Genomic DNA, 23,538 nt, shown 5'->3' on the forward strand with positions numbered 1-23,538 from the left:
CATCTTCGCCCATTGGGCGTCAGTCAAAACGAATCGGTCCATCCCAAGCTTGAATCACAACCAAGCCCCGATGAGAATCCTGAATCCCAACAGACCCTAGCGCACCATGTGCGCGGTGAGCGGATGGCTGCCGGCATTGCTGAAGAACGCCGCCTCTTCGGCGGTCGCTTCCAGGAACTGCTCGTCCTGGTTATAGACGTCGTTGCGGAAGTGCCGTTCTGCTGGCGCACGGTGAAATTCGGCGTGTGCGTGCCCGACCGGTCGACTGAATGCGGATCGATCGGATTGTCGTGGGCGTCGAGCACCTCCCTGTGCATGCGCGACAAATAGGTCGTGCTGATTCGAGAAATCGGCGGCAGGCTAGCCCTCCCGGTTGCGGCCCCCTTTAAGCACGGCGCATCGCGAGCCCCGCGCGTCGGACGCGCGGTCTCTGGATTGGGTCGCGACAGGTCGGAATGGATTCGCGATAACCGCGGGCGGGGGCGACACAAACGTCAACAAAAAGGGGCGGTCATGCCGCCCCGAAAAAGACCGCGCACGAGCGCGCCGGGTCTCGTCCAATCCGGCCGCGCCCCCGTGACGCGGCGGATTGAACATCGGCCGGAAAGGCGCGAACGCCGATCGGCTCAGGCTTCGTTCGCTGCGATCGATTCCATCAGCGAGACAAGCTGACGCTGCACCGTCTGGTCCTTGATCTTGCTGTAGGCGCGCAGCAGGCGGAGGCTGAAGGCCGAGTCCAGGAACAGCAGGCTCTCGACTTCGCGCGCCTTGTTGTCGCCGTCGTAGAAGAAGGTCACGGGCACGTCGAGCGAGGTGGCGATCTGCTGAAGCCGAGCCGCGCCGACGCGATTGACGCCCTTCTCGTATTTCTGGACCTGCTGGAAGCTCACGCCGAGCTTGTCGCCGAGCTCAGCCTGCGAGATCTTCATCTCGACGCGCCGCAGACGGATCCGTTTGCCCAGCTCAATGTCCGGCTTGCCGGCACTGCGCTGCTTCATTCTCTTCGCCGCTGTCTTCATCTTTTTTCTCATCGGTCTTCGGTTGAAAACCCCCCGAAGAGCTGGGTCAGGGGTTCGCCCATATACTCGTCCTTGAATTCATGCGGGTGCACGAACTCTTCCTTAAACCACGGGAAACGCGCCGGATTGAAGGCTTCGATCAGCCAGTCAATCATGTGCCGCACTCTCGGTATCCGGCCGCTACCGGGATGGTAGGACAACCAGATATCCAGCGGTCTGTTCAGCTCGACCTCCAGTGGAATCAACTTCCCGCCAAGCGCAATGGCGTAGCTCGGAAACACGCCGATTCCGGCGCCATTCGCGACCGCCCAGTAGTTGGCGCTTGAGACGTTGGTCTTCATGACCAGAAGGTCACGTTCCGGAACGCCGGGGAAGAAGCTCTCGAACGTTTCCTTGGCGGCAAGCTGGTCGGCGAATTGCAGCACCAGGCGGTGCTTGATCAACTCCATCGCCGAGCGCGGCGCGCCATGTTTTGCAATGTATTTCTCGGAGGCCCAGAACATCAGATGCATGCGGCCGAGCCGCACCATCTTGACGTCGAGCGCCGAAGGTCGCGACAGGTGGATGGCGACGTCGGCCTCGTGGCGGGAGACGTCGGCCGAGCGCATCGCGCAATGCAGATCGACCAGGATCTTCGGATAGGCCTGCTGGAATTCGACCAGCCGCGGCGCGAGCCAGAACGTGCCGAGTCCCTCGGTCACGGCGACGCGGACCTCGCCGGACAGGGCATTCGCCGTCGAATCGCTGGTGCGCAGCACGTCAAACGCAGCCGCCTCCATCCGCTCGACGGCAGAGACCACCAGCGCGCCTTCGTCGGTCAGATGAGTGCCGTGGACGTCGCGGGTGAACAAGGTGGTGCCGGTCTGGCGTTCGAAATCATCGATCCGGCGGCGGACGGCGTTGATCGACAGCGACAGGCGCTCGGCCGCCGAGCGGAAACTCCCGCATCGCACGACTTCCAGGAAAATGCGCGCCGCATCCCAGTCCGAGAGGCCGCTGATGTTTATCTTTGGGCGTTCCTCCAGTGGAACGCCCCTTTCCGCCAAGGAGTGCATACAAGTCCCTTCAGGTCGCTAAACTGGCAGAATATGGGGCAAACCACAACCACGGCGGGTTGGGGAACGACGAGTTTTGAACGTCATCCTTACTGTGTCGCGGGTGGTATTTGAGTGCTGCCAAGGGGCAGCGAACAAGGGCCGGGAATCGGGCGGACTATCGCCCGTATGAGGGGTGTGACGTGAGTTCCGTTGCGAGCCGCGACATGGCTGCGGGATTGTCGGCGTTGTCCGCAATGGATGTCCTTGCGCGAGAGCCGATGCCGCCTTCTGCGATGGATCAATCGCAGCACGCCAGGCGTTTTAAGCCTGAGCATTTTGACGACAGCCGGCACACCGGCGCGATGTTCGCCGGAACCGCGGTTTCAACGCCAAAACACACTGAAATCCTATTCGGAGGCGCAATGGCCTCGTGTTATCGTCGGTACTCCATGGGGGCCGCGGGAATCGTCGTCATTACGTCTCACGGGCCGAATTAACGGAAAGAACGCCGGTGTCGCATTCAGACGAACAGTTGCAGTCGGTGCTGGAAACACTCGAAGCGTGCCGCAGGGTGCTCAACGAGAGCAACAACCGTGAGTCAGCCGAGCTGCTGTCCATTGTCATTCTGGACGTGCGGATGAAACTCAAAGGAATTGACAGCGCCGATCTCAAGGCGCTGTGCGACGAAATGCTGCGGAGCGCTGCAGGCGAACCGCTGCCCCCCTCCAAGCAGACGCAGGACCAGCCCCGGCGTCCGCTGCTCCGCGTGGTGAAGTAGCCGCGCCGCCGAATCTCGCTTTTTGGCGAGATTTGTGCGCGTCCCGATGCCGCATCTGTGATTGCAGACGGCATCGGGAGGAGCCCTGGTTTTGTGCGCCTCTGTTGCGCATTCGCTGGCATCGGCTACACCAGAGCCGGTTCGGCTCCGGGCCGCGCGCATTCCCCGCGCGCCGCGCCGGCGCCTGAGATGGCTCCGACTGCACCATGCAAAATGTTTCGATCCCGGCGGCGCTGATTGCCGGCCTCGTCAGCTTCCTATCCCCTTGCGTCCTGCCGCTGGTTCCGCCCTATCTGATCTATCTGACGGGCGCCACGATCGAGCACGTCGAGAGCGACGAGCCGGCATCGGCCTCCAAGCGCGCGATCATGATGGCGGCGCTGCTTTTCGTGCTCGGTTTCTCGACGGTGTTCGTGGCGCTCGGCGCCAGTGCCTCGCTGATCGGGGGCCTGATCCGCGCCTGGTCGGCCGAGCTCTCGATCCTGGCCGGCATCGTCATCATCGTCATGGGCCTGCACTTCCTGGGCCTGACGCGCATCGGCCTGTTGATGCGCGAGGGACGCTTGACTGCGCCCAAGCCCGTCGGCCTCTGGGGCGCCTATGTGATGGGGCTCGCCTTCGCATTCGGCTGGACGCCCTGCATCGGCCCGATCCTCGCTGCGATCCTCTCGGTCGCCGCGGCGGAAGCGACGGTGACCAAGGGCGCGGGCCTGCTCGCGGTCTATTCGGCCGGCCTCGGCATTCCCTTCCTGATCGCCGCGTTGATGATCGAGCAGTTCTCAAAACTGTTCGCGCGCATGAAGGGCCAGCTCGCCAATGTCGAGCGCGCCATGGGCGTCTTGATGGTGATCACCGGCATCGGCTTTCTCACCGGCACGGTCTCGAATGTCAGCATCTGGCTGCTGGAGACATTTCCGGCTCTGCAGACGATCGGGTAGATCGAGCGTGTTCATGGCGGTGGCTTCCGGAATAAAGCAAAGCCGCGTGGTTTGTTCGCATCCTGATGCATCGGAAAAGTTTGTGGCGATGTCGCTCCATTCGCGGGAGTGAGATCACATCGGCGTGACGGGCGAGATGTCCATAGGTTGACACCGACGATGGTCGTGCACTGAACTTGACCTTGTCGAACCGTCCCGCACGGCCGGCCCATCTTTGGCTCCGCATAGGATGCAAAAAGAGCCCCGCCAGAGGCAGGGCTCTTGGGCGTCTTGCCGGCCGGTTTATTTCTGAGATGGCTGGCCCGACGTCGAAGGCGACGGCGCATTGTTCTGGTTGGTTTGCCCAGACTGCGTATTCTGGTTGGTGCTGGGCTGGTTGGTGGACTGATTGTTGCTCTGGGCCGGAGCCTGGCCGGTCGTCTCGTCCGAAGGCTGTCGTGTGCCTGCCTGGCCCGATGTCGTCGGTTGGTTCTGCTGAGCCTGGCCGGTTGTGGATGGCTGGTTCTGCGGAGCCTGTCCCGTGGTCTGGTTTTGCTGCGCCGGCGCGTTGGTCTGGCTGTTGCTTTGCCCGGTCGTGTTCTGAGGCGTCGACTGGCCAGTCTGCCCCTGACCCACCGACGTCGATTGGCCCTGCGTGGCGCTGATCTTGTTCGACACGCCAAGCGCAGCGACCGTGCGGGAATCGATCGAGCCAGTGGTCTGGAAACCTTCCTGTCTCTGGAAAGTCATTAGTGCGCTACGCGTATCGGATCCCAGGATGCCGTCTGCTTTGCCAGACAACAGGCCACGTTCGATCAGAACCTGCTGAACAACGCGGATCTCGTCGGGGCTGAGATCCAGCGCAGCAACGCTGCCACCGCCACCGGTCGACCTGCCATGCTGCGCATAGTGCGTCCGCGGGCCGGCGGGAATAACGTCGACAATCCTGCGGCCACGGTCGGTGACGACGATCTCGTCGTTCACGACGAAGAAGCTGTCGTCGCGATAGTCCGGATAGACGTCGATCAGCGCGGGGTAATCCGAGATCGAGACCACGGAGATGTTGCGTGGTACGACCACGCCGGCATTGACCCGGAAATTGATGGAATTTTCGTTGACCCGCACGCGTTCCACATTGCGTGAGCTCAGCACCGACTGCTGCAGCCTTGTTTGCTGCTGTGCGTTCAGCTGCACGCGGCCGGACATGCTCTGGGTGTTCCCGGCGTCGGGCCGCGCCTGAGCGTTGGCCTGTCCTTGCGTGTTGGCGCCGGTCGTCGTGCCCTGACCCTGCTGTGCACTCCGGCCTTGGGCGTTGCTGTTGGCGTTGACGCCTGTGGTTGTCGTGCCCTGATCCTGTTCGTTCTTGCCTTGGGCGCTGCTCTTGGTGTTCGCGCCGGTGGTTGTTGTGTTCTGACCCTGCGCATTCTTGCCTTGGGCATTGTCCTTGGTATTGGCGCCTGTGGTCGTGCTCTTGTTGCGTTCCGCGCCTTGTGACTGGCGCGTGCTATCGCGCTCGCTACGGCTCTGTCCGACGGTCTGGTCCTTCAGTCCGCTCTTGTCGTTAGCGGACTTCGACTGACGCGCATTTTCACCATCGCTACCGCTCTGACCGACCGTCTGGTCCCTGCCATGCTTCTCGTATTTGGATTGGGACGCACGTGCTTTGTCGCGGTCGCCGCCTTGACCGACCGTCTGCCGCTCGCTGTTGCCGGCCTTTTCCGCGGCTCGGCTGCTATCGCGCGCCGCGGAAGGACCCTCGGTCCGACCGCCTGCGCGGTTCTGCGTCATTCCTTCGCCATGGGATGCGCCACCTGCGCCCTGCGACATCGAACCGGCGGACCGGCCGTGTTCCGCAGCACCTTCGCTGGCTGCGCCACCGGCGCTCGTTCCGCTTCCGCCTCCGCCAGCGCTCATTCCGCCGCCGGCACCTTCGCGTATGCCTTGCGCCGACGCCAGGCTGACGCCGGCGAACAGCACTGCTGTTGTCAGCAGGAACTTGTTCTTCCTCGTGTTCATCTGAACCTCCTTGGTTTGCTTCGTCGCATTTCCCGACGCATGTACATTCGAACGCCAGCTGGACGATCCGTCGCGATCGCGCGCGTTGGACCCTTCAGATCGAGCGGAAGGCGTCGACCTCCGGTCTCGATGGCCCGGCGCTCCACGCTGGCCTTGCTGCGGCCCTCACGTCACCAGTGATGATACCAGCGATGGTGATAGAAGTGCCGCCGTGGGAACGGTCCGCCATAGTACGCATAGGCTGGGCGCACGACTCGGCGATACCGGTAGCCGTAATAGGCCGGAGCGTACCCGCTTCCGTAGTAGGTCGTGGTGTAGCCGCCCCAGCGATATGGCTCGTAGCCGCCGTAATACGCCGGTGCGTAGCCACCATAATAACCAGGGTATCCGTAGTAGCCATAGCCAGGGCCATAGGCGTAGGCGGACGAGGCGAGGCCACCGAACACGGCACCTGCGATCAATCCGCCCGCCAGCGCCGGACCGAAACCGCCGCCCCAGCGGGCTTCCGCCGGCGTCGGCGCTGCTACGGCGCTCGCGCCGAGGGCGCCGACGGTTGCCAGAACAAGCGCAGTCTTTGTCATCTGCGTGCCTCCTTCGTTAGTGTTTCGATGTCGGCCCAACATCAACGAAAGGCAAAAGTTGCAAGCGCGAGCCCGCGAGCGACAGGAATCATGAAGATAAACGAGCGTTCATCTCGATGAACCTGCGCGCGCCGATGACGGCCGCCTCATGACTGGTCGCGCTGATCGAAGATCGATACCCCGCTCTGTTCCGCGGCCGCGCGTGGAACGCATCACCCAGCGCGAATGCTCTCCCCGGGATGCGACGGTTTGGCGCACTCGCGGCCCTCAATGGAACGGCGATGCAGTCGCGTGTCTACTCTGGCGAAGGGGAACGCGTAGTCATGTCCCATTTCCGCATCGAGCGCGGCGATTTCAATACGCGCTTAATTCGCTGCGAAATGCGCAAGCGCCTTGCGATCGATCTCGATCCCAAGGCCCGGGCCGTCCGGGACACGCACGATGCCTTTCTCGTGCTCGATCGGCTCTTTCAAAATCGCCTGCCGGATCGGATGTTCGGTCCGGTCGAATTCGAGCATCGGCTCGAGCGGTGACAGCGAAGTCGGCGTGTGCGAGGGCAGCACGGCGAGGAGCTGAAGCGAGGCGGCGATCGCGATGCCGGTGCCCCAGACATGCGGATTGTAGCGGATGCCGAAGGCCTCGCTCATGTCGGCGATCTTCTTGCATTCGGTGAGGCCGCCGGCCGCGCAGGTGTCGGGTTGGGCGATGTCGAGCGCATGGGCTGCGAACAGGTCGCGAAAACCGAAGCGCGTGAATTCGCACTCGCCGCCGGCGATCGGAATGGTAAGTGCGGATTTCACCGCGCGATAGCCCGCGACGTCCTCGGGCGGCACCGGCTCCTCGAACCATCCGATATCATAGCGCTCGATCATGCGGCCGAGCCGGATCGCAGCGACCGCGTCATAGGCGTGGTTCGCATCGACCATCAGCGCAACATCGGGACCGATCGCCTCGCGCACCGCGCAGGTGACCGCGGCATCCTCCGCGATCCCGAAGCCGACCTTCAGCTTCACGGCGCGGAATCCCTCGGCGGCATAGCCGGCCGCTTCTTCCGGCAAATATTTGCGCGGATCGCCCGATTTGCATCGGTACAGGCCGGTCGCATAGGCCGGCACCTCCTTGCGCGCGGCGCCGCCGAGAAGCTGGTGCGCGGGCACGCCAAAATGCTTGCCCTTGATGTCCCATAACGCAATGTCGATGCCGCTCAACCCCTGGATCACGACGCCCTTCTGGCCGTGATCGCGCAAGCGAGCGTACACAGTCTGCCACAGCACGTCGGTCCGCAGCGGATCCTCGCCGATCAGCCACGGCGCGACATTCTGCACCACCGCCGCCGTGATCCGTGCCGGGCCGTAGCATTCACCCCAGCCGACAAGTCCGTCATCGGTCTCGATCTCGACCAGCATCGCGGTACGCGTGTCGTACCAGGCGCGCGAGTAAGCGAAGGGCTGCGAGAGCTTTGCCTCGAGAATGTGCGTGCGCACATTGGTGATCTTCATCGGCGCTGTCTCCCGTTCACCGCGTCTCGTCCAGCGTGCAAATCACCGTGCAGACGACACCGCGCGGCAGGAAGTCGATGGTCGCCTCGCCGCCGAGCTGGTCGCGCGCACTGCGCTCGATCAGGCGCGAGCCGAAGCCGCGCTGCACCGGCGCCGTCACCGGCGGTCCGCCGATCTCGGTCCAGATCAGGCGCAGCCGCGGCTTCGGCGCATCGGCGACGACCTCCCATTCCAGCGTCACCCGGCCGGTCTCGTTGGATAGCGCGCCGTACTTTGCGGCATTGGTGGCGATCTCGTGCACGATCATCGATAGCACCACGGCGAGCCGTGGCGACAGCGGCACCGCGGGTCCGGCCATGCGGATGCGCTCGGGATTGTTCAGCAGGAACGGCTGTAGCGCGCGGGCGATCACGTCCCGCAGCTCGGACCCCGCCCATTTCTCCTGGCTCAGCAAATTATGCGCTTCGGCCAGCGCGCCAAGCCGGCCCTCGAACTTCGTCCGCTCGTCCCGGCTTGAACTTCGGAATGTCTGCACCGCGATTGCCTGCATCAAGGCCAGCGTGTTCTTGACGCGGTGGTTGAGCTCATCGATCAGAAGATCGTGCAGCATCTCGCCGCGCGCGATCGTGGTCGCCATCCTGACCGCGAAGGTCAGGCCGGTCAGCAGCAGGATGCCGCCGATCAGGCTGGTGATCGCGATGTTGCGCCAGAGCGGAGCGATCAGCGAGCTCTCGGCGACGCCGGCCGCGACCGTCCATCCGGTCAGCTGCGACCGCGTGTAGGCTCCGGCCAGGGCGACGCCGTCGAGCGACACCGCCGGAAGCGATGCTGGCTGCTGCGGAACATCTCGGCGTAGAGCGAGGGCGACGCGCGCTTGCCGACGGTTTCGCTGGGGTTCGGCACGCGCGCGAATACGATCCCCTTGTTGTCGAGCAGCGACACCGTCCAAAGCTTGTCGGGCTGCTGCTTCTCCACCAGATCCTGGAAGATGCTGATCGGCGGGCTGAAGCAGAGGTCGTAAATCACCTCGCCGTTGCGGAGCACCGGAACCTCGACGGTGAGCACCTGTCGCCCATTGATCGCGCCGGTGAACAGGTCGGAATATTGCCGCGACCTGGTCGCAAATACCTTCTCGATGATCTCGATATGACCGCGTGGCGGCAGGCTTGCGGTGTCCTCCGTTGCCGAGGAGAACAGCAGCCGGCCGTTGCGATCGGAGATCAGCACGAGGCCGCCCTTGCCGTATTGGTCAACGAAGCCGAGCGCGATGCGGCGGAAGTTCTGGAAGTCGTCGTTGCGCAGCGAATTCGTCAGCGCAAGAACCTGCAAGCCGCCAGTCATCCGCTGCACCTCGGAGTCCAGCACGAGGCGCATGCTGCGTACGTTCTCCAGCACGCGGCGGGTCGCGTCGTTCCGGTCCTGCTTGTAATTGTAGACGGCAATACCGACCGCAAAGACGATCAGCGGCAACATCGTTCCCGTGACCAGAAGAGCGAGCCGGACCGGCAGGGTGAGCTTTGACAAAACGCGGGCGTCCCGGTTCCGGCGCAGCGGCGCCGGATTATGATTTTGGGGGGACCATACGGGTGGGACTTGCGCTGCGCCACGATTTTCGCGTTCGGCGGGCCGTTGAAAGATGAGATATTGCAGCGCAGCCGGGGACGCCTGCGCGTCAGCTCATGTTGATCGCGGTCAGCAGCAGACACATGGCGTAGGCGGCCGCCTTGCGTCACGCCTTGATCAGTCGATTTCCTGAACGACCGTGCGCGAAGCGGGATCCACTAGCATCACGCGATCGCCGGTATAGACATAGCGATACCTGGTGAGGGAGGGACCCCAATCCGTCGGAACCGGCTCGAGCTCGACCTCGCTCGGCACCGTCGCGCCGACGATGATTTTTTCCTTCGTCGTAACCGGGCGAACGCGGTGCTCGGTGACGTAGGATTGGATCCTGGTTCGGTATTGCGGCTCGATCTGAACCGCTGTCGCGTGCCCGGTTCCGGTGGTCACCACGGCGGATTGCGCGAAAGCGCCGGTCGTCATCAGGATGGCCGCGGCGGATAGCAAAAACAGCTTCTTCATATTGTCCTCCACGTAAGACCAAGCGCCGCACCAACATTCCACCGCAGGCACCGTTCCCCGAAGTCAGGAACAAAGTGCCATTTTTTCCCGTTGTTCGGATCGACCGGACCGAAATGCCCGGCAGCTGGAGGAGGAAGATCATGAACACGAAGCTTGCGACTGCGGCATTGATGATTGCCGCATTCTCCCTACCGGCGTTCGCGGCCAACGAGTTCTACGTCGTGCAGGACGTCAAGACCAAGAAGTGCACCATCATCGACAAGAAGCCGACGGACACGTCGATGGCCGTCGTCAGCCCGTCGGGCACCATCTACAAGTCGCGCACCGAGGCTGAAAGCGGCATGAAGACCGTCAAGGTCTGCACGTCCAACTGAGGAGGATGACACAATGCCCGTTCTGATTCTGTGGGCCGTGCCGGCCGTGCTGGTGATCGGCGGCGGCATCTATCTGATTGGCCATTTGCACTAAAGTGCTGCGGAAGGCGAGCGGGTCTGTGCGTGCAGCGCACAGGTCCGCAAGCCTCTGTCTGATACGAGAAGGAGAAGGGCTCCCCTCAGCGCGCCACGCGTCGGCAGGAGTGCAAGTTGCAGTGCAACAGCTCGCGCAAGGGGTGGCCCTGCGACGAAGAGGACCTCCCGCGCACGCGAAATGACTTCCGTCCCGCCGACGTTTTCCATACGCTTCCCTCTCGCAAGCCGTATACCGGCTGCGCTCACGGCCCGGCGACAGGGCCGGAGTATCAAAGGGAGGGGAGACGATGAAGCGAAGATCATTTCTCGCTGGGCTCGGTGCGACCACTGCGGCGGCTGCGATTGGAATGCCGTCGATCCTCAGGGCGCAGGCGCCCGTTACGCTGAACGGCGCGGTCCAGTTCAACGACGACCACGCCTTCAACCGGGCACTGCTCCGCTTCGAAGAGCTGGTGAAGAAGTATTACGGCAAGCCGGTCAACTTCACGCTGCACAGGAATTCTTCGCTCGGCCTCGAAAAACAATATTTCGAGTACATGTCGCAGGGCAAAGCCGTCGACTACGGCATCGTCTCGCCGGCTCACATGTCGACCTTTGCCAAGGCGGCCCCGTTCATCGACGCGCCCTTCGTGTTCAAGGGCATCGAACACATGAACAAGGTGGTTGAAGCCAATATCCTGGCGCCGATCGCCGACGAGGTCGCGGCCAAGGCCGAGGTCGTTCTGATCGGCTATTCCGGCGGTGGCATCCGCAACATCTTCGCCAACAAGCCGCTCAAGAATCTCGCCGACCTCAAGGGCCTCAAGGTGCGCGTACAAGGCGCGCCGATCTGGTCGAAGACCTTTGCGGCCGTCGGCATGAGCCCGACGGTGATCGCCTATAACGAAATCTACAACGCGATCCAGAACGGCGTGATATCGGCCGGCGAGAACGAGGCGGCCGGCGTCGAGGCGATGAAGTTCTACGAAGTGGCCCCGCATCTCAACCTGACCCACCACGCCGTGTCGATCCGGCCGATCTGCTTCTCGGTGAAGACGCTGAAGACCTTGCCCAAGGACTTGCAGGACGCGATCATGAAGGCCGGCAAGGAGGCCGGCGATTACGGCCGTCAGGTGGAGTCGAGCGAAGAGGTCGTCAAGCTCGACGCGCTGGAGAAGGCAGGCAAGCTCAAGCGCGTTCCCTTCGAAGAGCGGGACGCCATGAAGAAGCTCGCCGACCCCGTGATGGCCACCTACGCCAAGGAAATCGGCGCGGAAGGCATTTTCGAGAAGATCAACGTCGTCTGAGAACTGCCGCTGCCCACGCGACAGGACGTCGGGGCAAGCCGGACGGCTTGCCCCATTCTGAGATTGTGATCCCCCGGAGCCGTGATGACTGAAATATCGATGCCACCGAACCCGTCGCCATGGCGACGAGCAACGGCGGCCTATGCAAAGCTGCTGGAGATCCTGCTCGCCGCCTGTGTCGGCATTCTGGTTATTCCGGTCACGTTGCAGATCGTCTCGCGCTACACGCCTTTGATTCCGTCCTACATCTGGACCGAGGAGATGGCGCGGTTCATGTTCGTCTGGACGATCATGATCGGTGCCATGGTCGGCATAAGAGAGTCGCAGCATTTTGAAGTCGACGTCTGGCCCGACCTGTCGCGGCGGTCGGAGGCGGCGGTACGGATCCTCGCGCGGCTCGGCGTGCTGGCGCTGGCGCTGGTGTTCGTATCCGCCGGCATCGAGTTCACGCGCTTCGCCTGGAACAGAACTTCGGAGCTGGCTGATCTGCCGCTTTGGCTGATCCACGTCGCCTGGCCGGTGGCGGGCGTGACGTGGATCGTGTTCGCCGGTGAACAGATCGTCGACGAGATGCGGATTCTGGTTGGGGCAAATCGATGAGCGGCAATGTTCTTTCTGCCGGACAGGCCGCGATGGTCCTGTTCGGTACTTTCTTTGGCCTGCTCATCATACGCGTGCCGGTCGCCTTCGCGCTTGGGCTTGCCTGCGTGCCGATCCTGCTGATCGAGCCGCATCTGTCGCTGATGACGCTCGCGCAGGAAACCTTCAATGCCTACAATTCATTCATCCTGCTGGCGGTGCCGTTCTTCCTGCTGACGGCGAATCTGATGAGTATCGGCGGCATCACCGACCGGCTGGTGGCGCTGTCGCGCTCGATGGTCGGGCACTGGCCGGGGTCGCTGGCGCAGATCAACGTCGTGCTGTCGGTGTTCTTTGCCGGCATCTCCGGCTCCTCCACCGCGGACGCGGCGAGCCAGTCCAAGATCTTCATCGATGCCCAGACCAAGGAGGGTTACGACCTCTCGTTCTCCATCGCCATCACCGCGGTCTCGGCCGTGCTCGCCGTCATCATCCCGCCCTCGATCCTGATGATCGTGTGGGGCGGGCTGATCTCAACCTCGATCGCCGCGATGTATCTCGCGGGCATCGTGCCGGGATTGTTGATCGCCGGCGCGCAGATGGCGACAGTGCATGTCTATGCCGTGCGCCGCGGCTATCCGACCTATCCGAAGGACACCTGGAGGGAGATGTGCTGCGCCATCTGGCGCTCGATACCGGCGCTGATGACGCCGTTCATCATTGTCGGCGGCATCCTGCTGGGGTGGTTCACCGCGACCGAATCCGCCTGCGTCGCGGTGCTTTATTCCGTAGCGCTGTCGACATTCTTTTACCGTGAAACCGGCGCGCGCGAACTCTACAGGGCGTTGCTCGACACCGGGCGCCTGGCCGGCGTCGCGCTCTTCTGCGTGGGCACCGCGAGCGCGTTCGGCTGGCTGTTGGCTTATTACAGGATCCCGCAGGAACTGCTGGCCAACGTCTCGACCTGGGGCATGGGTGCGATCGGGGCCGGCTTCTTCATCGCGTTCTGCTTTCTGGTGGTGGGCTGTTTTCTCGACGCCATCCCGGCGATCATCATCGTCGGTACTGTGCTGGAGCCGCTCGCTAGGTCCGTAGACCTCCATCCGGTCCAGTTCGCGATTATTTCCATTATATCGCTCGCCTTCGGGCTGGTGACGCCACCCTATGGCTTATGTCTGATGATCGCCTGTTCGATCGCCGGCGTGCGGCTGCGTTATGCGCTGAAGGACACGGTGATCATGCTGATTCCGATGCTGCTCGTCCTGGCGGCAGTCATCGTCTGGCCAAGCGTGTCGCTGTTCCTGCCGCGGCTGATCGTACCGGAGATGTTGAAATGAGCGGGGCGTGATCCCTGTTGGCCTAGAGATTGCTCTCGGTGATCGCGGCGTAGACCATGCTGCGCAGCTCGCGCCGGATCGGATAGGCGCTCGACGGCAGCACTTGCGTCATGAAGATCGCAATCAGCTCCTCGGCCGGGTCGATCCAGAACGAGGTGGTGGCCGCGCCGCCCCAATTGTACTCGCCGGGGCTGCCGGCGATCAGCGTCTCGGCCGGCCGCATGGTCACGGCGAAGCCGAGGCCGAAGCCGATGCCGTTATAGGCAGCTTCGGAGAACAGGGAGCGCGACACTTCGGGCAGCGAACGGCCGCCCGGAATGTGATTGCTCGTCATCAACGCCAGCGTCTTCGGCCCGATCAGCCTGACGCCGCCGAGCTCGCCGCCATTGAGCAACGTGCGGCAGAAGGTGAGATAGTCGGCAACTGTCGAGCAGAGGCCGCCGCCGCCGGAGATGAAGGAGGGCGGGACGAGGAACGAGCTCGTCGCCGGATCGTCCTGGAGCGTCAGGCCCTCGCGCCGCTGACCGGCATGAAAGGTCATGCCGCCACCCGGGTCGGCCGAGTAACAGGCGGCGAACCGGTGGGCCTTGGAAGCCGGCACGTGGAAATCAGTGTCGGTCATGCCGAGTGGATCGAGGATGCGTTGTTTCAGGAACTGCTCGAAGGGAATCCCGGAGATCTTGCCGACGAGGTAGCCGAGCACGTCGGTCGCGACCGAGTAGTTCCAGGCATCGCCCGGCGAGAACTCCAGCGGGATTTTAGCGAGGCTCTCGATCATGGTCTGGAGCGTGCCTGACTTCTCGACCTCGCCGATCTTTTCAGTGCGGTAGGCGGCGTCGACGTTGGAGCGCTGCTGGAAGCCGTAGGTGAGGCCGGCGGTGTGGCGCAGGAGGTCGACGATCAGCATCGGCCGCGACGGCGGCCGGGTCAGGAAGGCCGGCGCGTTGCCGGCGACGAACACGCCGAGATCCTTCCACTCCGGAATGTACTTGGCGACGGGCTCGTCGATCGCAACGAGGCCCTGCTCAACCAGCATCATAAAGGCGACGCTGGTGAGCGGCTTGGTCATGGAATAGATGCGGTAGATGGTGTCGTCCTTGACCGGCAGCTTGTGCTCGACGTCGGCAAAACCCTGAACCGAACTATGCGCAATCTTGCCGCGCCGATAGACCAGGAGATGCGTGCCCGGGAAGCGGCCGGCATCGATGTAGCGGCTCTTCAGATGCGCATCGACGCGGTCAAGCGCGACCTTGGACATACCGACGGATTCGGGCGAGGCGGGGGTAGGGGCGAGCATCAGTTCCTCCGGGCAGTTTTTCTGGGAAGGTTGATAGCCGAAATGGCAGCCCCATTCCAAGCGCGTTGCACTTAACGCCGCCCGGCCGACTGGTGTAGTCTCCACCTTGGAACGCCTCCAGGGAGCCGCAAAGATCCCCATGGGCCCACGAGAAAATCGCAGGCAAACGCACCATGACCCAGTTCAACGAGACCGAACTCACCGAAGCCGTCTTCCGGAGCTTTGACCAGACACCCGACCCGCGCGCGAAATTCCTGCTCCAGGAATTGGTGAAGTCGCTGCACGATTACGTGAGCAAGACCGGCCTCACCTTCGAGGAATGGGAATACGCTATCGATTTCCTGACCCGCACCGGCCAGAAATGCACGGATACCCGCCAGGAATTCATCCTCCTGTCCGACGTGCTCGGCGTCTCCATGCTGGTCGACGCAGTCAACCACCGCGAGCGCGAGGGCGCCACCCAGACCACCGTGCTCGGGCCGTTCTATGTCGGCGAGCACAAGGTGACGGCGCACGGCACCGACATCTCTCCGAACAATCAAACCGGCGAACGGATGTTCGTGCAGAGCCGCGTCACCGATCTCAACGGCAAGCCGCTCGCGAATGTCCCCGTCGATGTCTGGCATGCCGATGATGACGGCTTCTACGATTCACAGAAGCCGAACTATGACGAGGTCGGCGCCTCCGCGCGGGCGCGCTTCATCACGGATGGCGACGGCCGCTTCTTCTTCCGCACCATCTTGCCGTGCAGCTATCCGATCCCGACCGATGGTCCGGTCGGCGAGATGATCATGCAGACCAACCGCCACCCGATGCGCCCGGCGCATGTGCATTTCCTGGTGAATGCCAAGGGCTACGAGCCGCTGATCACCCATGTCTTCATGGACGGCGACAAATATCTGGATTCCGACGTGGTGTTCGGGGTCAAGGACGATCTCGTCGCCAAGGTCGAGCCGCGCAACGATCCGGCGATGCCCGACGGCTCCAAGGCAAGCGGGCAGTGGCACTTGATGAGCTACGAATTCCACCTCAAGCCGGGCGGCGGCATGGCGCCGAAGCCGCTGGGGACGAAGGCGGAGGAGCCGGCCTGACGGTCAGGCGCGAGCCGCGCGCGCCCGCCCCCCTCATCTCCAGATAAAGGCCGCCAGCTCGTCAGGCGTCCCCATGGGGAAGGCTTCCTTCATAAAGTCGAGGAAGGCGGATACGCGCGCGCTTAGGAGCCGGCGCGATGGATAGAGCGTCCACAACGCGATCTCTGGTCCGTCGATGTCGCCCCAATGCACCAGCGTGCCGGCAGCCAGGTCGTGACTGACCAGTGACACCGGAAGGCGTGCGGCGCCGACGCCCGCCCGGACTGCATCGCGGACCATGACGAGCGATGACAGCCGAAGGACTGGATCAACCGCGATGCGCGATCTTCCGCTTGGCACCGTCACTTCCCAGGTTGTCAGCTGGTCGCCCGGTCCGCGCATGACAGCCGGCACAGCGATACCGTCCCTCGGTCGTTTCAGGTCCGGGCTCGCCACGACGACCAGCCGATCGCGCAGGAAGATTCGTCCGACAAGGCTGTCATCTGGATCGGGATTGACCCGGATCACCAGATCATACCCCTCCTCCACCATGTCGACGGAGCGATCTTCCGTCGAGACCTCAAGACGGACCTGCGGATATCTGAGCGCGAACCCGGCCGCGAGTTTCCCCATCGCAGTCTGAGAGAACAGCAAAGGCGCGCTGATCCGCATCCTGCCTCGCGGGCTGTCCCCGCCCGAAGCGATCGCTGCCGCCGTCTCGTCGAGCTCGGTGAGCAATGCCCCCGTCCGCTTGTAAAGGGCGCGTCCTTCCTGGGTGAGTTTCACGGCGCGCGCGCCGCGCTCGAACAGGCGCAGGTCGAGCGCGGCTTCCAGCTCCGCGACCCGGCGGGAGAGGGTGGCTTTCGGACGTCCGGCGGCCCGTGCGGCGCGTCCGAACCCGCCGTGCCGGGCGACGAGATTGAAATCGGCGAGTGCGAGCAGGTCCATCGTTCCACCAGTGAGACAGTCTGTTCAAATATAGCGACTGTCGGTCCGAATGTGGATCACTAATTTCCCGGGTGTCTTCTGACCCAACCGGAGTGATCCCCATGACCATCCTCGTTACCGGCGCAACCGGCACCATCGGCCGCAATGTCGTCGAACAGCTCGTCAAGCGCGGCGCTGATATCCGCGCTCTCGCTCGCGATCCTGCAAAGGCAAACCTGCCGGCAGGCGTCACGGTCGTGCAGGGCGACCTGCTCGACGTCGACTCGCTGCGCAGCGCGTTCAAGGGCGTCTCGACCCTGTTCTTGCTCAACGCAGTGCTCGCCGATGAATTCACGCAGGCGCTGATCGCGCTCAACGTGGCCCGCGAGGCCGGCGTCGAGCGCGTGGTCTACCTCTCGGTGATCCACAGCGATCGCTACGTGAATGTCCCGCACTTTGCCGGCAAGTTCGGCGTCGAGCGGATGATCGAGCAGATGGGCTTCAACGCCACCATCCTGCGCCCCGCCTACTTCATGAATAATGATCTCACGATCAAGGACGTGGTGACCGGATACGGCATCTATCCGATGCCCATCGGGAGCAGGGGGCTCGCCATGATCGATGCGCGCGACATCGGCGAGATCGCGGCCGTCGAGCTCATCCGTCGTGAGCGAGCCGCAGCGCCGCTTGCGCTCGACCGCATCAATCTGGTCGGTCCCGAAACGCTGACCGGCGCGAAAGCCGCCGCCGTCTGGTCGGAGGTGCTGGGTCGCACGATCGCCTATCCCGGTGACGATACCGCCGGCTTCGAGAAGAATCTCCGGCAGTTCATGCCGAGCTGGATGGCCTACGACATGCGGCTGATGAGCGAGCGTTTCCTCACCGAGGGAATGGTCCCAGAGGCCGGCGACGTCGAGCGGCTGACCGCGCTGTTGGGGCGTCCCCTGCGCTCCTATCGCGACCTTGTCTCCGAGATCGCGGCCTTTGCCTGACGGCACGGGCACGTCCCATCGCGACAACGTGCCTGGCTACACCCTTGATCAGCGCGCGTGCAACATCGCAAGCAGGACCACGACGACGCAGGCGAGCGCCGCCGTGGTCAATTTCCAGAACATCAGCGGGCTGCGCTCCAGCAAGGGCGTGATCCGCGTGTCGAGATAGGCCGGATTGGGCGAGCGAAGCTCGAAGACGAATTCGGACAGATCCTCGTGCCGCTTGTAGGGATCCGGATGGAGCGCACGTCTGAGCGCGCCGTCGACCCAAGCAGGCACGTTGCTGTCGTCGTTGGCCGGGCGATATTTGAGCCTCCGCACGTCCGCCTTGCGCCGGATACTGGCGATTTGGGTGCCATAGGGAAGCTTTCCCGTCAGCATCTGGTAGCAGATCACGGCCAGCGAAAACATGTCGGAGCGCGACGAGCCGCCTTGCCCAAGAAAATATTCCGGCGCCGTGTACTGGACCGTTCCCAGAATTTCGTCGGCCTCGTCCTGCGGCGCGGCCTCCGCGACGCCTGCCACCCTGACTGATCCAAAGTCGATGATCTTCGCGGTCCCGGTCTTGTCGATCAGGATGTTGTCGGGCCTGAGGTCCTGATGCAGCATTTCCATGCGGTGGAAGGCGCGCAGGCCCGCGGCGATTTGCTCGACCAGTCCGCGGACGGTTTCGAGATCGGGGCGTGGATTGTCCGTCATCCATTGCCGCAAGGTCTGACCTTCGACGAATTCGGTGGCAACGTAGAGATAGCTGCGCCGTTTCGACTGCGACAACGGCTTCAGCACGTGCGGGCTGTCGATCCGGCGCGCGATCCACTCCTCCATCAGGAAGCGCTTCAAATAGGCGGCATTGTCGCGCAAATCGATCGACGGAAGCTTCAGCGCGACTGGCTCTTCGGTTACTGCGTCGACGGCAAGGTAGATGTGACTGCGGCTGCTGCCGTGGATTTCGCGGACGATCCTGTAGCCGTCGAAGATTGCCCGCGGCTCCGGCAGCGGGGGAAGCGGCAGTTGGGAGGTCTGGTTGAAGATGCCGGCTGGCTCGCGCTGCGGCACCGCATCGATGCGGAGGATCTGGACCGTGATGTTGTCGTCGCTGCCGCGCCGGTAGGCTTCCTCGACGATCGCTTTCGCCGCCTCGTCGAGCCCGGCTGCATGCTCGCTGAGCGCGCTCGTGATGAAACGCGCGTCGACGAATTCATAGGCGCCGTCGGTCGCCAGCAGGAAAGTGTCGCCAGTCTCGATTTCGAAACTCTGGTAGTCGATCTCGAGCTGCGGATTGATGCCGAGCGCGCGGCCGAGATAGGTTTGCTCCGACGACACGATGATCCGGTGATCGTCGGTCAGCTGCTCGAGCGCCTTGCCGGCGACGCGATAGACGCGACAGTCGCCAACGTGGAAGATGTGAGCGGTGGTCGCCTTGATGACCATGGCGCTCAGGGTGCAGACATAGCCCTTGTCGCGGTCATAGGCATATTGGCTCTTGCGCGTCTGCGCGTGCAGCCAGGAATTGGTGGCATCCAGCACGCGGCGGGCTGAGGTCTTCACCGTCCAGGATTCAGACGTGCAGTAATAGTCCATCAGGAAGCTCTTGACCGCCGACTCGCTGGCGATCTGGCTCACCGTGCTGCTGGAGATGCCGTCGGCGAGGACGGCCGCAATGCCCTTCAGGCTGAGCATCGGCTCGTCCGGAACGAGGACGCCGTGAAAATCCTGGTTGATGGGCTTGCGACCCTTGTCGGAATGCTGGCCGACCGAGATCTGAAGTCCGCGGGTCATTGTCATCACCGGCAAAGGGGAGCCTCACCCTGGTCGGACGAGGCTCCCCTGTCGAGACGTTTTCGATCAGGCCGCAACGCGGGTCGGCGCGGCCTTGCCGGCCTGCCGCTTCGGTTTGGTCATGACGTGCGTGGTGTAGAGGGTCATGCCGGTGAAGGCGAGGCCGCCGACGAGATTGCCGAGCACGGTCGGGATCTCGTTCCAGATCAGATAGTCCATGATCGAGAACTTCGCGTGCAGCATCAGGCCCGAAGGAAACAGGAACATGTTCACGACGGAATGCTCGAACACCATGTAGAAGAACAGCATGATGGGCATCCACATCGCGATGACCTTGCCGGGGACCGAGGTCGAGATCATGGCGCCGACGACGCCGGTCGAGACCATCCAGTTGCAGAGCATGCCGCGCATGAACAGGGTTGCCATGCCGGCGGCGCCATGCGCGGCGTAGCCGAGCGTTCGGCCTTCGCCGATATTTCCGATGGCCGCGCCGACCTTGTCGGGCTCTTGCGTGAAACCGAACGTCGTGACGAAGGCCATCATGAAGGCGACGGTGAGGGCGCCGCCGAAGTTGCCGACGAAGACGAGGCCCCAGTTGCGCAGCACGCCGCCAAGCGTGACGCCGGGACGCTTGTCGATCAGGGCGAGCGGTGAGAGCACGAACACGCCGGTGAGCAGATCGAAGCCGAGCAGGTACAGCATGATGAAGCCGACCGGAAACAGCATCGCGCCGACCAGCGGCTGGCCGGTGTTGACGTTGATCGTGATGGCGAACCATGCGCCGAGCGTGAGAATGGCGCCGGCCATATAAGCGCGGATGATGGTATCCCGGGTGGACATGAAGATCTTGGACTCGCCCGCATCCACCATCTTGGTGACGAATTCCGAAGGCGCGAGATACGACATCGATGGTTCCTTTTGCTTCGTAAGAGAGATCACGCCCTCCTGCGAGAGCGATTGAACGTCATTGGCCGTGCGGGCTGCCTGCCGCGCACGAGGGCTTGGAATGGTTTCGGAAGCCTTGGGAATCGCGTCACGACGACCGAGCCGGGAAGGGCCGCGAAGCAGTTGAGCTTCCTCGTTGCGGCCGCCAGAGGCTGCAACCATGCGGCAAAGCCGCAGTCTTCGTTGACATGATGGAAGAAGCAAATTGCGTGCCGGGGCCTGCAGCTTGAAAAGAGTTAGCGATATCAATTAGATAACATTGCAACGGTTCAGATTTCGATGCACTCCATGGCCTTATGCTTGAGCCGCTGCATAGTATTTGTGCGCCGCACAAGGATTGAGCAGGTCGCAAATTTCACGTGCGGACTAAGCCTGCGACAGACTGGCGCGGCGCCCATAACATTATGAACTGGCGTCGCTTTTCGCTGTTTTGGGCTTGGCACGAAGCTTGAATAGTTCCCAGCCGACGCCATTGAAGCCGTCCCGCGAGACTTCTCATCCGATTTGTGACGCCACCAGACGGGGGTTTTCCCCGTCGCGCGTTCGCATGGGCCTTTTTTGGGGTCACGGACGGACGGGCTGCTCGCGTGCACTGACGCAATCATTCTGCAACGACGCAAAGGACGACACCGCCAATGACCAAGCGCACCCGCCGGCCCTCGGAAACGATCGGCCTGAACCGCCGTCAATTGATGAAGGCTGCCGGCTCGACCGCCGCACTCCTCGCCGCTGCCAAGCTGAATTTCCCCGCCGGCGCTTTCGCGCAGGACGCCGGCCCCGAGGTCAAGGGCGCCAAGCTCGGCTTCATCGCCCTCACCGACGCGACCCCGCTGTTCGTCGCGAAGGAGAAGGGCATCTTCGCCAAATACGGCATGCCCGATGTCGAGGTCCAGAAGCAGGCCTCCTGGGGCACCACGCGTGACAATCTCGTGCTCGGCTCCGAAGGCAATGGCATCGACGGCGCGCACATCTTGACCCCGATGCCGTATCTGATCTCGGCCGGCAAGGTGACGCAGAACAACCAGCCCACGCCGATGTACATTCTGGCGCGCCTGAACCTGAACGGTCAGTGCATCTCGGTCGCCAAGGAATATGCGGACCTCAAGGTCGGCATCGACACCGCGCCCTTCAAGACCGCGCTGGAGAAGAAGAAGACCTCAGGAAAGTCGGTGAAGGCCGCGATGACCTTTCCCGGCGGCACCCATGATCTCTGGATCCGCTACTGGCTCGCTGCCGGCGGGATCGATCCCGACAAGGACATCGAGACCATCGTGGTGCCGCCGCCTCAGATGGTGGCCAATATGAAGGTCGGCACCATGGACTGCTTCTGCGTCTGTGAGCCCTGGAACCTCCAGCTCATCCACCAGGAGATCGGCTACACCGCGATCACCACCGGCGAGCTATGGGACAAGCATCCCGAAAAGTCGTTCGGCATGCGCGCGGCCTGGGTCGACAAATACCCGAAGGCGGCGAAGGCGCTGCTGATGGCTGTGATGGAAGCCCAGCAATGGTCGGAGAAGGTTGAGAACCGAGAGGAAGCCGCAGTGATCTGCGCCAAGCGCCAGTGGATCAACTGCCCGGTTGAGGACATCACCGATCGCATGAAAGGCAAGTTCGACTACGGCACCGGTCGCATCGTCGACAATTCGCCGCAGCAGATGCGCTTCTGGAAGGACCAGGCCTCCTATCCGTTCCAGAGCCATGATCTCTGGTTCCTCACCGAAGACATCCGCTGGGGCAAGTACGAGGCGAATTTCGACACCAAGGCGCTCATTGCCAAGGTCAACCGCGAGGACATGTGGCGCGATGCGGCCAAGACGCTGGGCGTCGCTACTGCCGATGTCCCGGCCTTCACCTCGCGCGGCAAGGAAACCTTCTTCGACGGCAAGGTGTTCGACCCCGAAAATCCGGCCGCCTATCTGAAGTCGCTCGCGATCAAGCGCGTCGAAGTCTGATGGAGCCTGCGGCTGCCGTGAGGCGGCCGCATCGTCTTGGAAAGCCGAGATCCGGAGCCGGAGAGATAGCGATGAACATGCCTGCCACGAAGATGGACATTGAGACCGCGACCCCGACGGGTACCGCCGCGCCGGTCGTCGCGATGACACCGAAGCGGCCGCCGCGCGGCGAGACCTACGCGCGGATGGCGCGGGAGACCGCCGTGCGCGTGATCCCGTCGCTCGTCGTGGTCGCACTGCTGATGCTGGTATGGGAGCTGGTCTGCCGCCGCGCCGGCTCGGCGCTGCCGCCGCCGTCGAAAGTCTTCAAGGACACCAAGGAACTGATCCTCGATCCGTTCTTCGATCACGGCGGCATCGACAAGGGTCTGTTCTGGCATCTCTCAGCCAGTCTCCAGCGCGTCGCGCTCGGCTATTCGCTGTCCGCCATCGCCGGCATTGCGCTCGGCGTCCTGGTCGGCCAGTCGGTCTGGGCCATGCGCGGGCTCGATCCGTTGTTTCAGGTCTTGCGCACGATTCCGCCGCTGGCCTGGCTGCCGCTGTCGCTCGCGGCGTTCCGCGACGGCCAGCCCTCGGCGATCTTCGTCATCTTCATCACCTCGATCTGGCCGATCATCATCAACACCGCGGTCGGCGTCCGCAACATCCCGCAGGACTACCGCAACGTCGCCGCGGTGGTGCAGCTCAATCCGCTCGAGTTCTTCGCCAAGATCATGATCCCGGCCGCCGCGCCCTACATCTTCACGGGGCTTCGCATCGGCATCGGCTTGTCCTGGCTCGCGATCGTGGCCGCGGAAATGCTGATCGGCGGCGTCGGCATCGGCTTCTTCATCTGGGACGCGTGGAATTCCTCGCATATCAGCGAGATCATCCTGGCGCTGTTCTATGTCGGCATCATCGGCTTCGTGCTCGACCGTCTGATCGCGGGCGTCGGCAAGATCGTCACCCGCGGCACCGCGCCGAACTGAAGGG

Annotated in this window: 21 protein-coding genes and 1 pseudogene; 11 read left to right on the forward strand and 11 right to left on the reverse strand. The window is 63.1% G+C overall.

Annotated features, from left to right (window positions below):
- A partial coding sequence (locus IVA74_RS10735) for a hypothetical protein (protein WP_247342637.1) occupies positions 1-330 on the forward strand: 330 nt, incomplete at its 5' end.
- A 296-nt stretch (positions 331-626) separates the two neighbouring features.
- Here IVA74_RS10735 and IVA74_RS10740 read toward each other — a convergent pair.
- Both IVA74_RS10740 and IVA74_RS10745 read right to left on the reverse strand, forming a co-directional pair.
- Positions 627-998 (reverse strand): helix-turn-helix transcriptional regulator, encoded by a 372-nt coding sequence (locus IVA74_RS10740; RefSeq protein ID WP_247317264.1) that lies wholly within the window; start codon positions 996-998, stop codon positions 627-629.
- 29 nt (positions 999-1,027) lie between these two features.
- Entirely contained in the window at positions 1,028-2,074 is a 1,047-nt protein-coding gene (locus IVA74_RS10745) for a LysR family transcriptional regulator (protein WP_247342640.1), read from the reverse strand.
- Positions 2,075-2,567: 493 nt separating this feature from the next.
- Here IVA74_RS10745 and IVA74_RS10750 point away from each other — a divergent pair, with 493 nt between their 5' ends.
- Together IVA74_RS10750 and IVA74_RS10755 are read left to right on the forward strand one after the other, a co-directional pair.
- Positions 2,568-2,834, forward strand: coding sequence for a hypothetical protein (locus IVA74_RS10750; RefSeq protein WP_247342642.1), 267 nt, complete (start codon positions 2,568-2,570; stop codon positions 2,832-2,834).
- Between the two features lie 206 nt (positions 2,835-3,040).
- Positions 3,041-3,772: a cytochrome c biogenesis protein CcdA gene (locus IVA74_RS10755; RefSeq protein WP_247342645.1), complete on the forward strand. Its 732-nt coding sequence runs from the start codon at positions 3,041-3,043 to the stop codon at positions 3,770-3,772.
- A gap of 282 nt (positions 3,773-4,054) precedes the next feature.
- Here IVA74_RS10755 and IVA74_RS10760 read toward each other — a convergent pair whose 3' ends face one another.
- From IVA74_RS10760 to IVA74_RS10780, 5 genes and pseudogenes are all read right to left on the reverse strand, one after another.
- Positions 4,055-5,728, reverse strand: a complete 1,674-nt coding sequence (locus tag IVA74_RS10760) for a peptidoglycan-binding protein (protein ID WP_247342647.1) — start codon at positions 5,726-5,728, stop codon at positions 4,055-4,057.
- 209 nt (positions 5,729-5,937) lie between these two features.
- On the reverse strand, positions 5,938-6,348 hold the full coding sequence (locus tag IVA74_RS10765; RefSeq protein ID WP_247342650.1) for a hypothetical protein: 411 nt from the start codon (positions 6,346-6,348) through the stop codon (positions 5,938-5,940).
- A 365-nt stretch (positions 6,349-6,713) separates the two neighbouring features.
- Entirely contained in the window at positions 6,714-7,847 is a 1,134-nt protein-coding gene (locus IVA74_RS10770; RefSeq protein ID WP_247342653.1) for a mandelate racemase/muconate lactonizing enzyme family protein, read from the reverse strand.
- Positions 7,848-7,863: 16 nt separating this feature from the next.
- Positions 7,864-9,320 (reverse strand): annotated as a pseudogene (locus IVA74_RS10775) (sensor histidine kinase).
- A gap of 267 nt (positions 9,321-9,587) precedes the next feature.
- Positions 9,588-9,929 (reverse strand): DUF1236 domain-containing protein, encoded by a 342-nt coding sequence (locus IVA74_RS10780; RefSeq protein ID WP_247342656.1) that lies wholly within the window; start codon positions 9,927-9,929, stop codon positions 9,588-9,590.
- Between the two features lie 140 nt (positions 9,930-10,069).
- Between IVA74_RS10780 and IVA74_RS10785 the strand changes: the two genes are divergently transcribed.
- The 4 genes from IVA74_RS10785 (at position 10,070) to IVA74_RS10800 (ending at position 13,601) form a co-directional block, all read left to right on the forward strand.
- Positions 10,070-10,303 (forward strand): hypothetical protein, encoded by a 234-nt coding sequence (locus tag IVA74_RS10785; protein WP_247342660.1) that lies wholly within the window; start codon positions 10,070-10,072, stop codon positions 10,301-10,303.
- A 383-nt stretch (positions 10,304-10,686) separates the two neighbouring features.
- Complete coding sequence (locus IVA74_RS10790) at positions 10,687-11,685, forward strand: TRAP transporter substrate-binding protein (protein WP_247342662.1); 999 nt, start codon at positions 10,687-10,689, stop codon at positions 11,683-11,685.
- Between the two features lie 84 nt (positions 11,686-11,769).
- Positions 11,770-12,285: a TRAP transporter small permease gene (locus tag IVA74_RS10795; RefSeq protein WP_247342665.1), complete on the forward strand. Its 516-nt coding sequence runs from the start codon at positions 11,770-11,772 to the stop codon at positions 12,283-12,285.
- Complete coding sequence (locus IVA74_RS10800) at positions 12,282-13,601, forward strand: TRAP transporter large permease (RefSeq protein ID WP_247342668.1); 1,320 nt, start codon at positions 12,282-12,284, stop codon at positions 13,599-13,601. Before IVA74_RS10795 ends, IVA74_RS10800 begins: the two co-directional genes overlap by 4 nt.
- A 22-nt stretch (positions 13,602-13,623) precedes the next feature.
- Here IVA74_RS10800 and IVA74_RS10805 read toward each other — a convergent pair whose 3' ends face one another.
- The gene (locus IVA74_RS10805) at positions 13,624-14,898 is read right to left on the reverse strand and encodes a serine hydrolase domain-containing protein (RefSeq protein ID WP_247342671.1); all 1,275 of its coding nucleotides are present in this window, start codon (positions 14,896-14,898) and stop codon (positions 13,624-13,626) included.
- A 173-nt stretch (positions 14,899-15,071) separates the two neighbouring features.
- On the opposite strand from IVA74_RS10805, the gene IVA74_RS10810 reads away from it, so the two are divergent.
- Positions 15,072-15,989, forward strand: coding sequence for an intradiol ring-cleavage dioxygenase (locus IVA74_RS10810; RefSeq protein ID WP_247342674.1), 918 nt, complete (start codon positions 15,072-15,074; stop codon positions 15,987-15,989).
- A 33-nt stretch (positions 15,990-16,022) separates the two neighbouring features.
- Here IVA74_RS10810 and IVA74_RS10815 read toward each other — a convergent pair whose 3' ends face one another.
- Positions 16,023-16,916, reverse strand: a complete 894-nt coding sequence (locus IVA74_RS10815; RefSeq protein WP_247342677.1) for a LysR family transcriptional regulator — start codon at positions 16,914-16,916, stop codon at positions 16,023-16,025.
- A gap of 101 nt (positions 16,917-17,017) precedes the next feature.
- Between IVA74_RS10815 and IVA74_RS10820 the strand changes: the two genes are divergently transcribed.
- Positions 17,018-17,887, forward strand: a complete 870-nt coding sequence (locus IVA74_RS10820) for an NmrA/HSCARG family protein (protein WP_247342680.1) — start codon at positions 17,018-17,020, stop codon at positions 17,885-17,887.
- 48 nt (positions 17,888-17,935) lie between these two features.
- On the opposite strand, the gene IVA74_RS10825 is transcribed toward IVA74_RS10820, so the two are convergent.
- On the reverse strand, positions 17,936-19,672 hold the full coding sequence (locus IVA74_RS10825) for a bifunctional protein-serine/threonine kinase/phosphatase (protein WP_247342682.1): 1,737 nt from the start codon (positions 19,670-19,672) through the stop codon (positions 17,936-17,938).
- 60 nt (positions 19,673-19,732) lie between these two features.
- Entirely contained in the window at positions 19,733-20,572 is an 840-nt protein-coding gene (locus IVA74_RS10830) for a formate/nitrite transporter family protein (RefSeq protein ID WP_247342686.1), read from the reverse strand.
- Positions 20,573-21,246: 674 nt separating this feature from the next.
- Between IVA74_RS10830 and IVA74_RS10835 the strand changes: the two genes are divergently transcribed.
- Positions 21,247-22,566: a CmpA/NrtA family ABC transporter substrate-binding protein gene (locus IVA74_RS10835; RefSeq protein WP_247342689.1), complete on the forward strand. Its 1,320-nt coding sequence runs from the start codon at positions 21,247-21,249 to the stop codon at positions 22,564-22,566.
- Between the two features lie 71 nt (positions 22,567-22,637).
- Complete coding sequence (ntrB, locus tag IVA74_RS10840; RefSeq protein WP_247342692.1) at positions 22,638-23,534, forward strand: nitrate ABC transporter permease; 897 nt, start codon at positions 22,638-22,640, stop codon at positions 23,532-23,534.
- The last annotated feature ends 4 nt before the right edge of the window (positions 23,535-23,538 follow it).

The sequence above is a fragment of the Bradyrhizobium sp. 132 genome (assembly GCF_023074185.1).
Classification (GTDB): domain Bacteria; phylum Pseudomonadota; class Alphaproteobacteria; order Rhizobiales; family Xanthobacteraceae; genus Bradyrhizobium.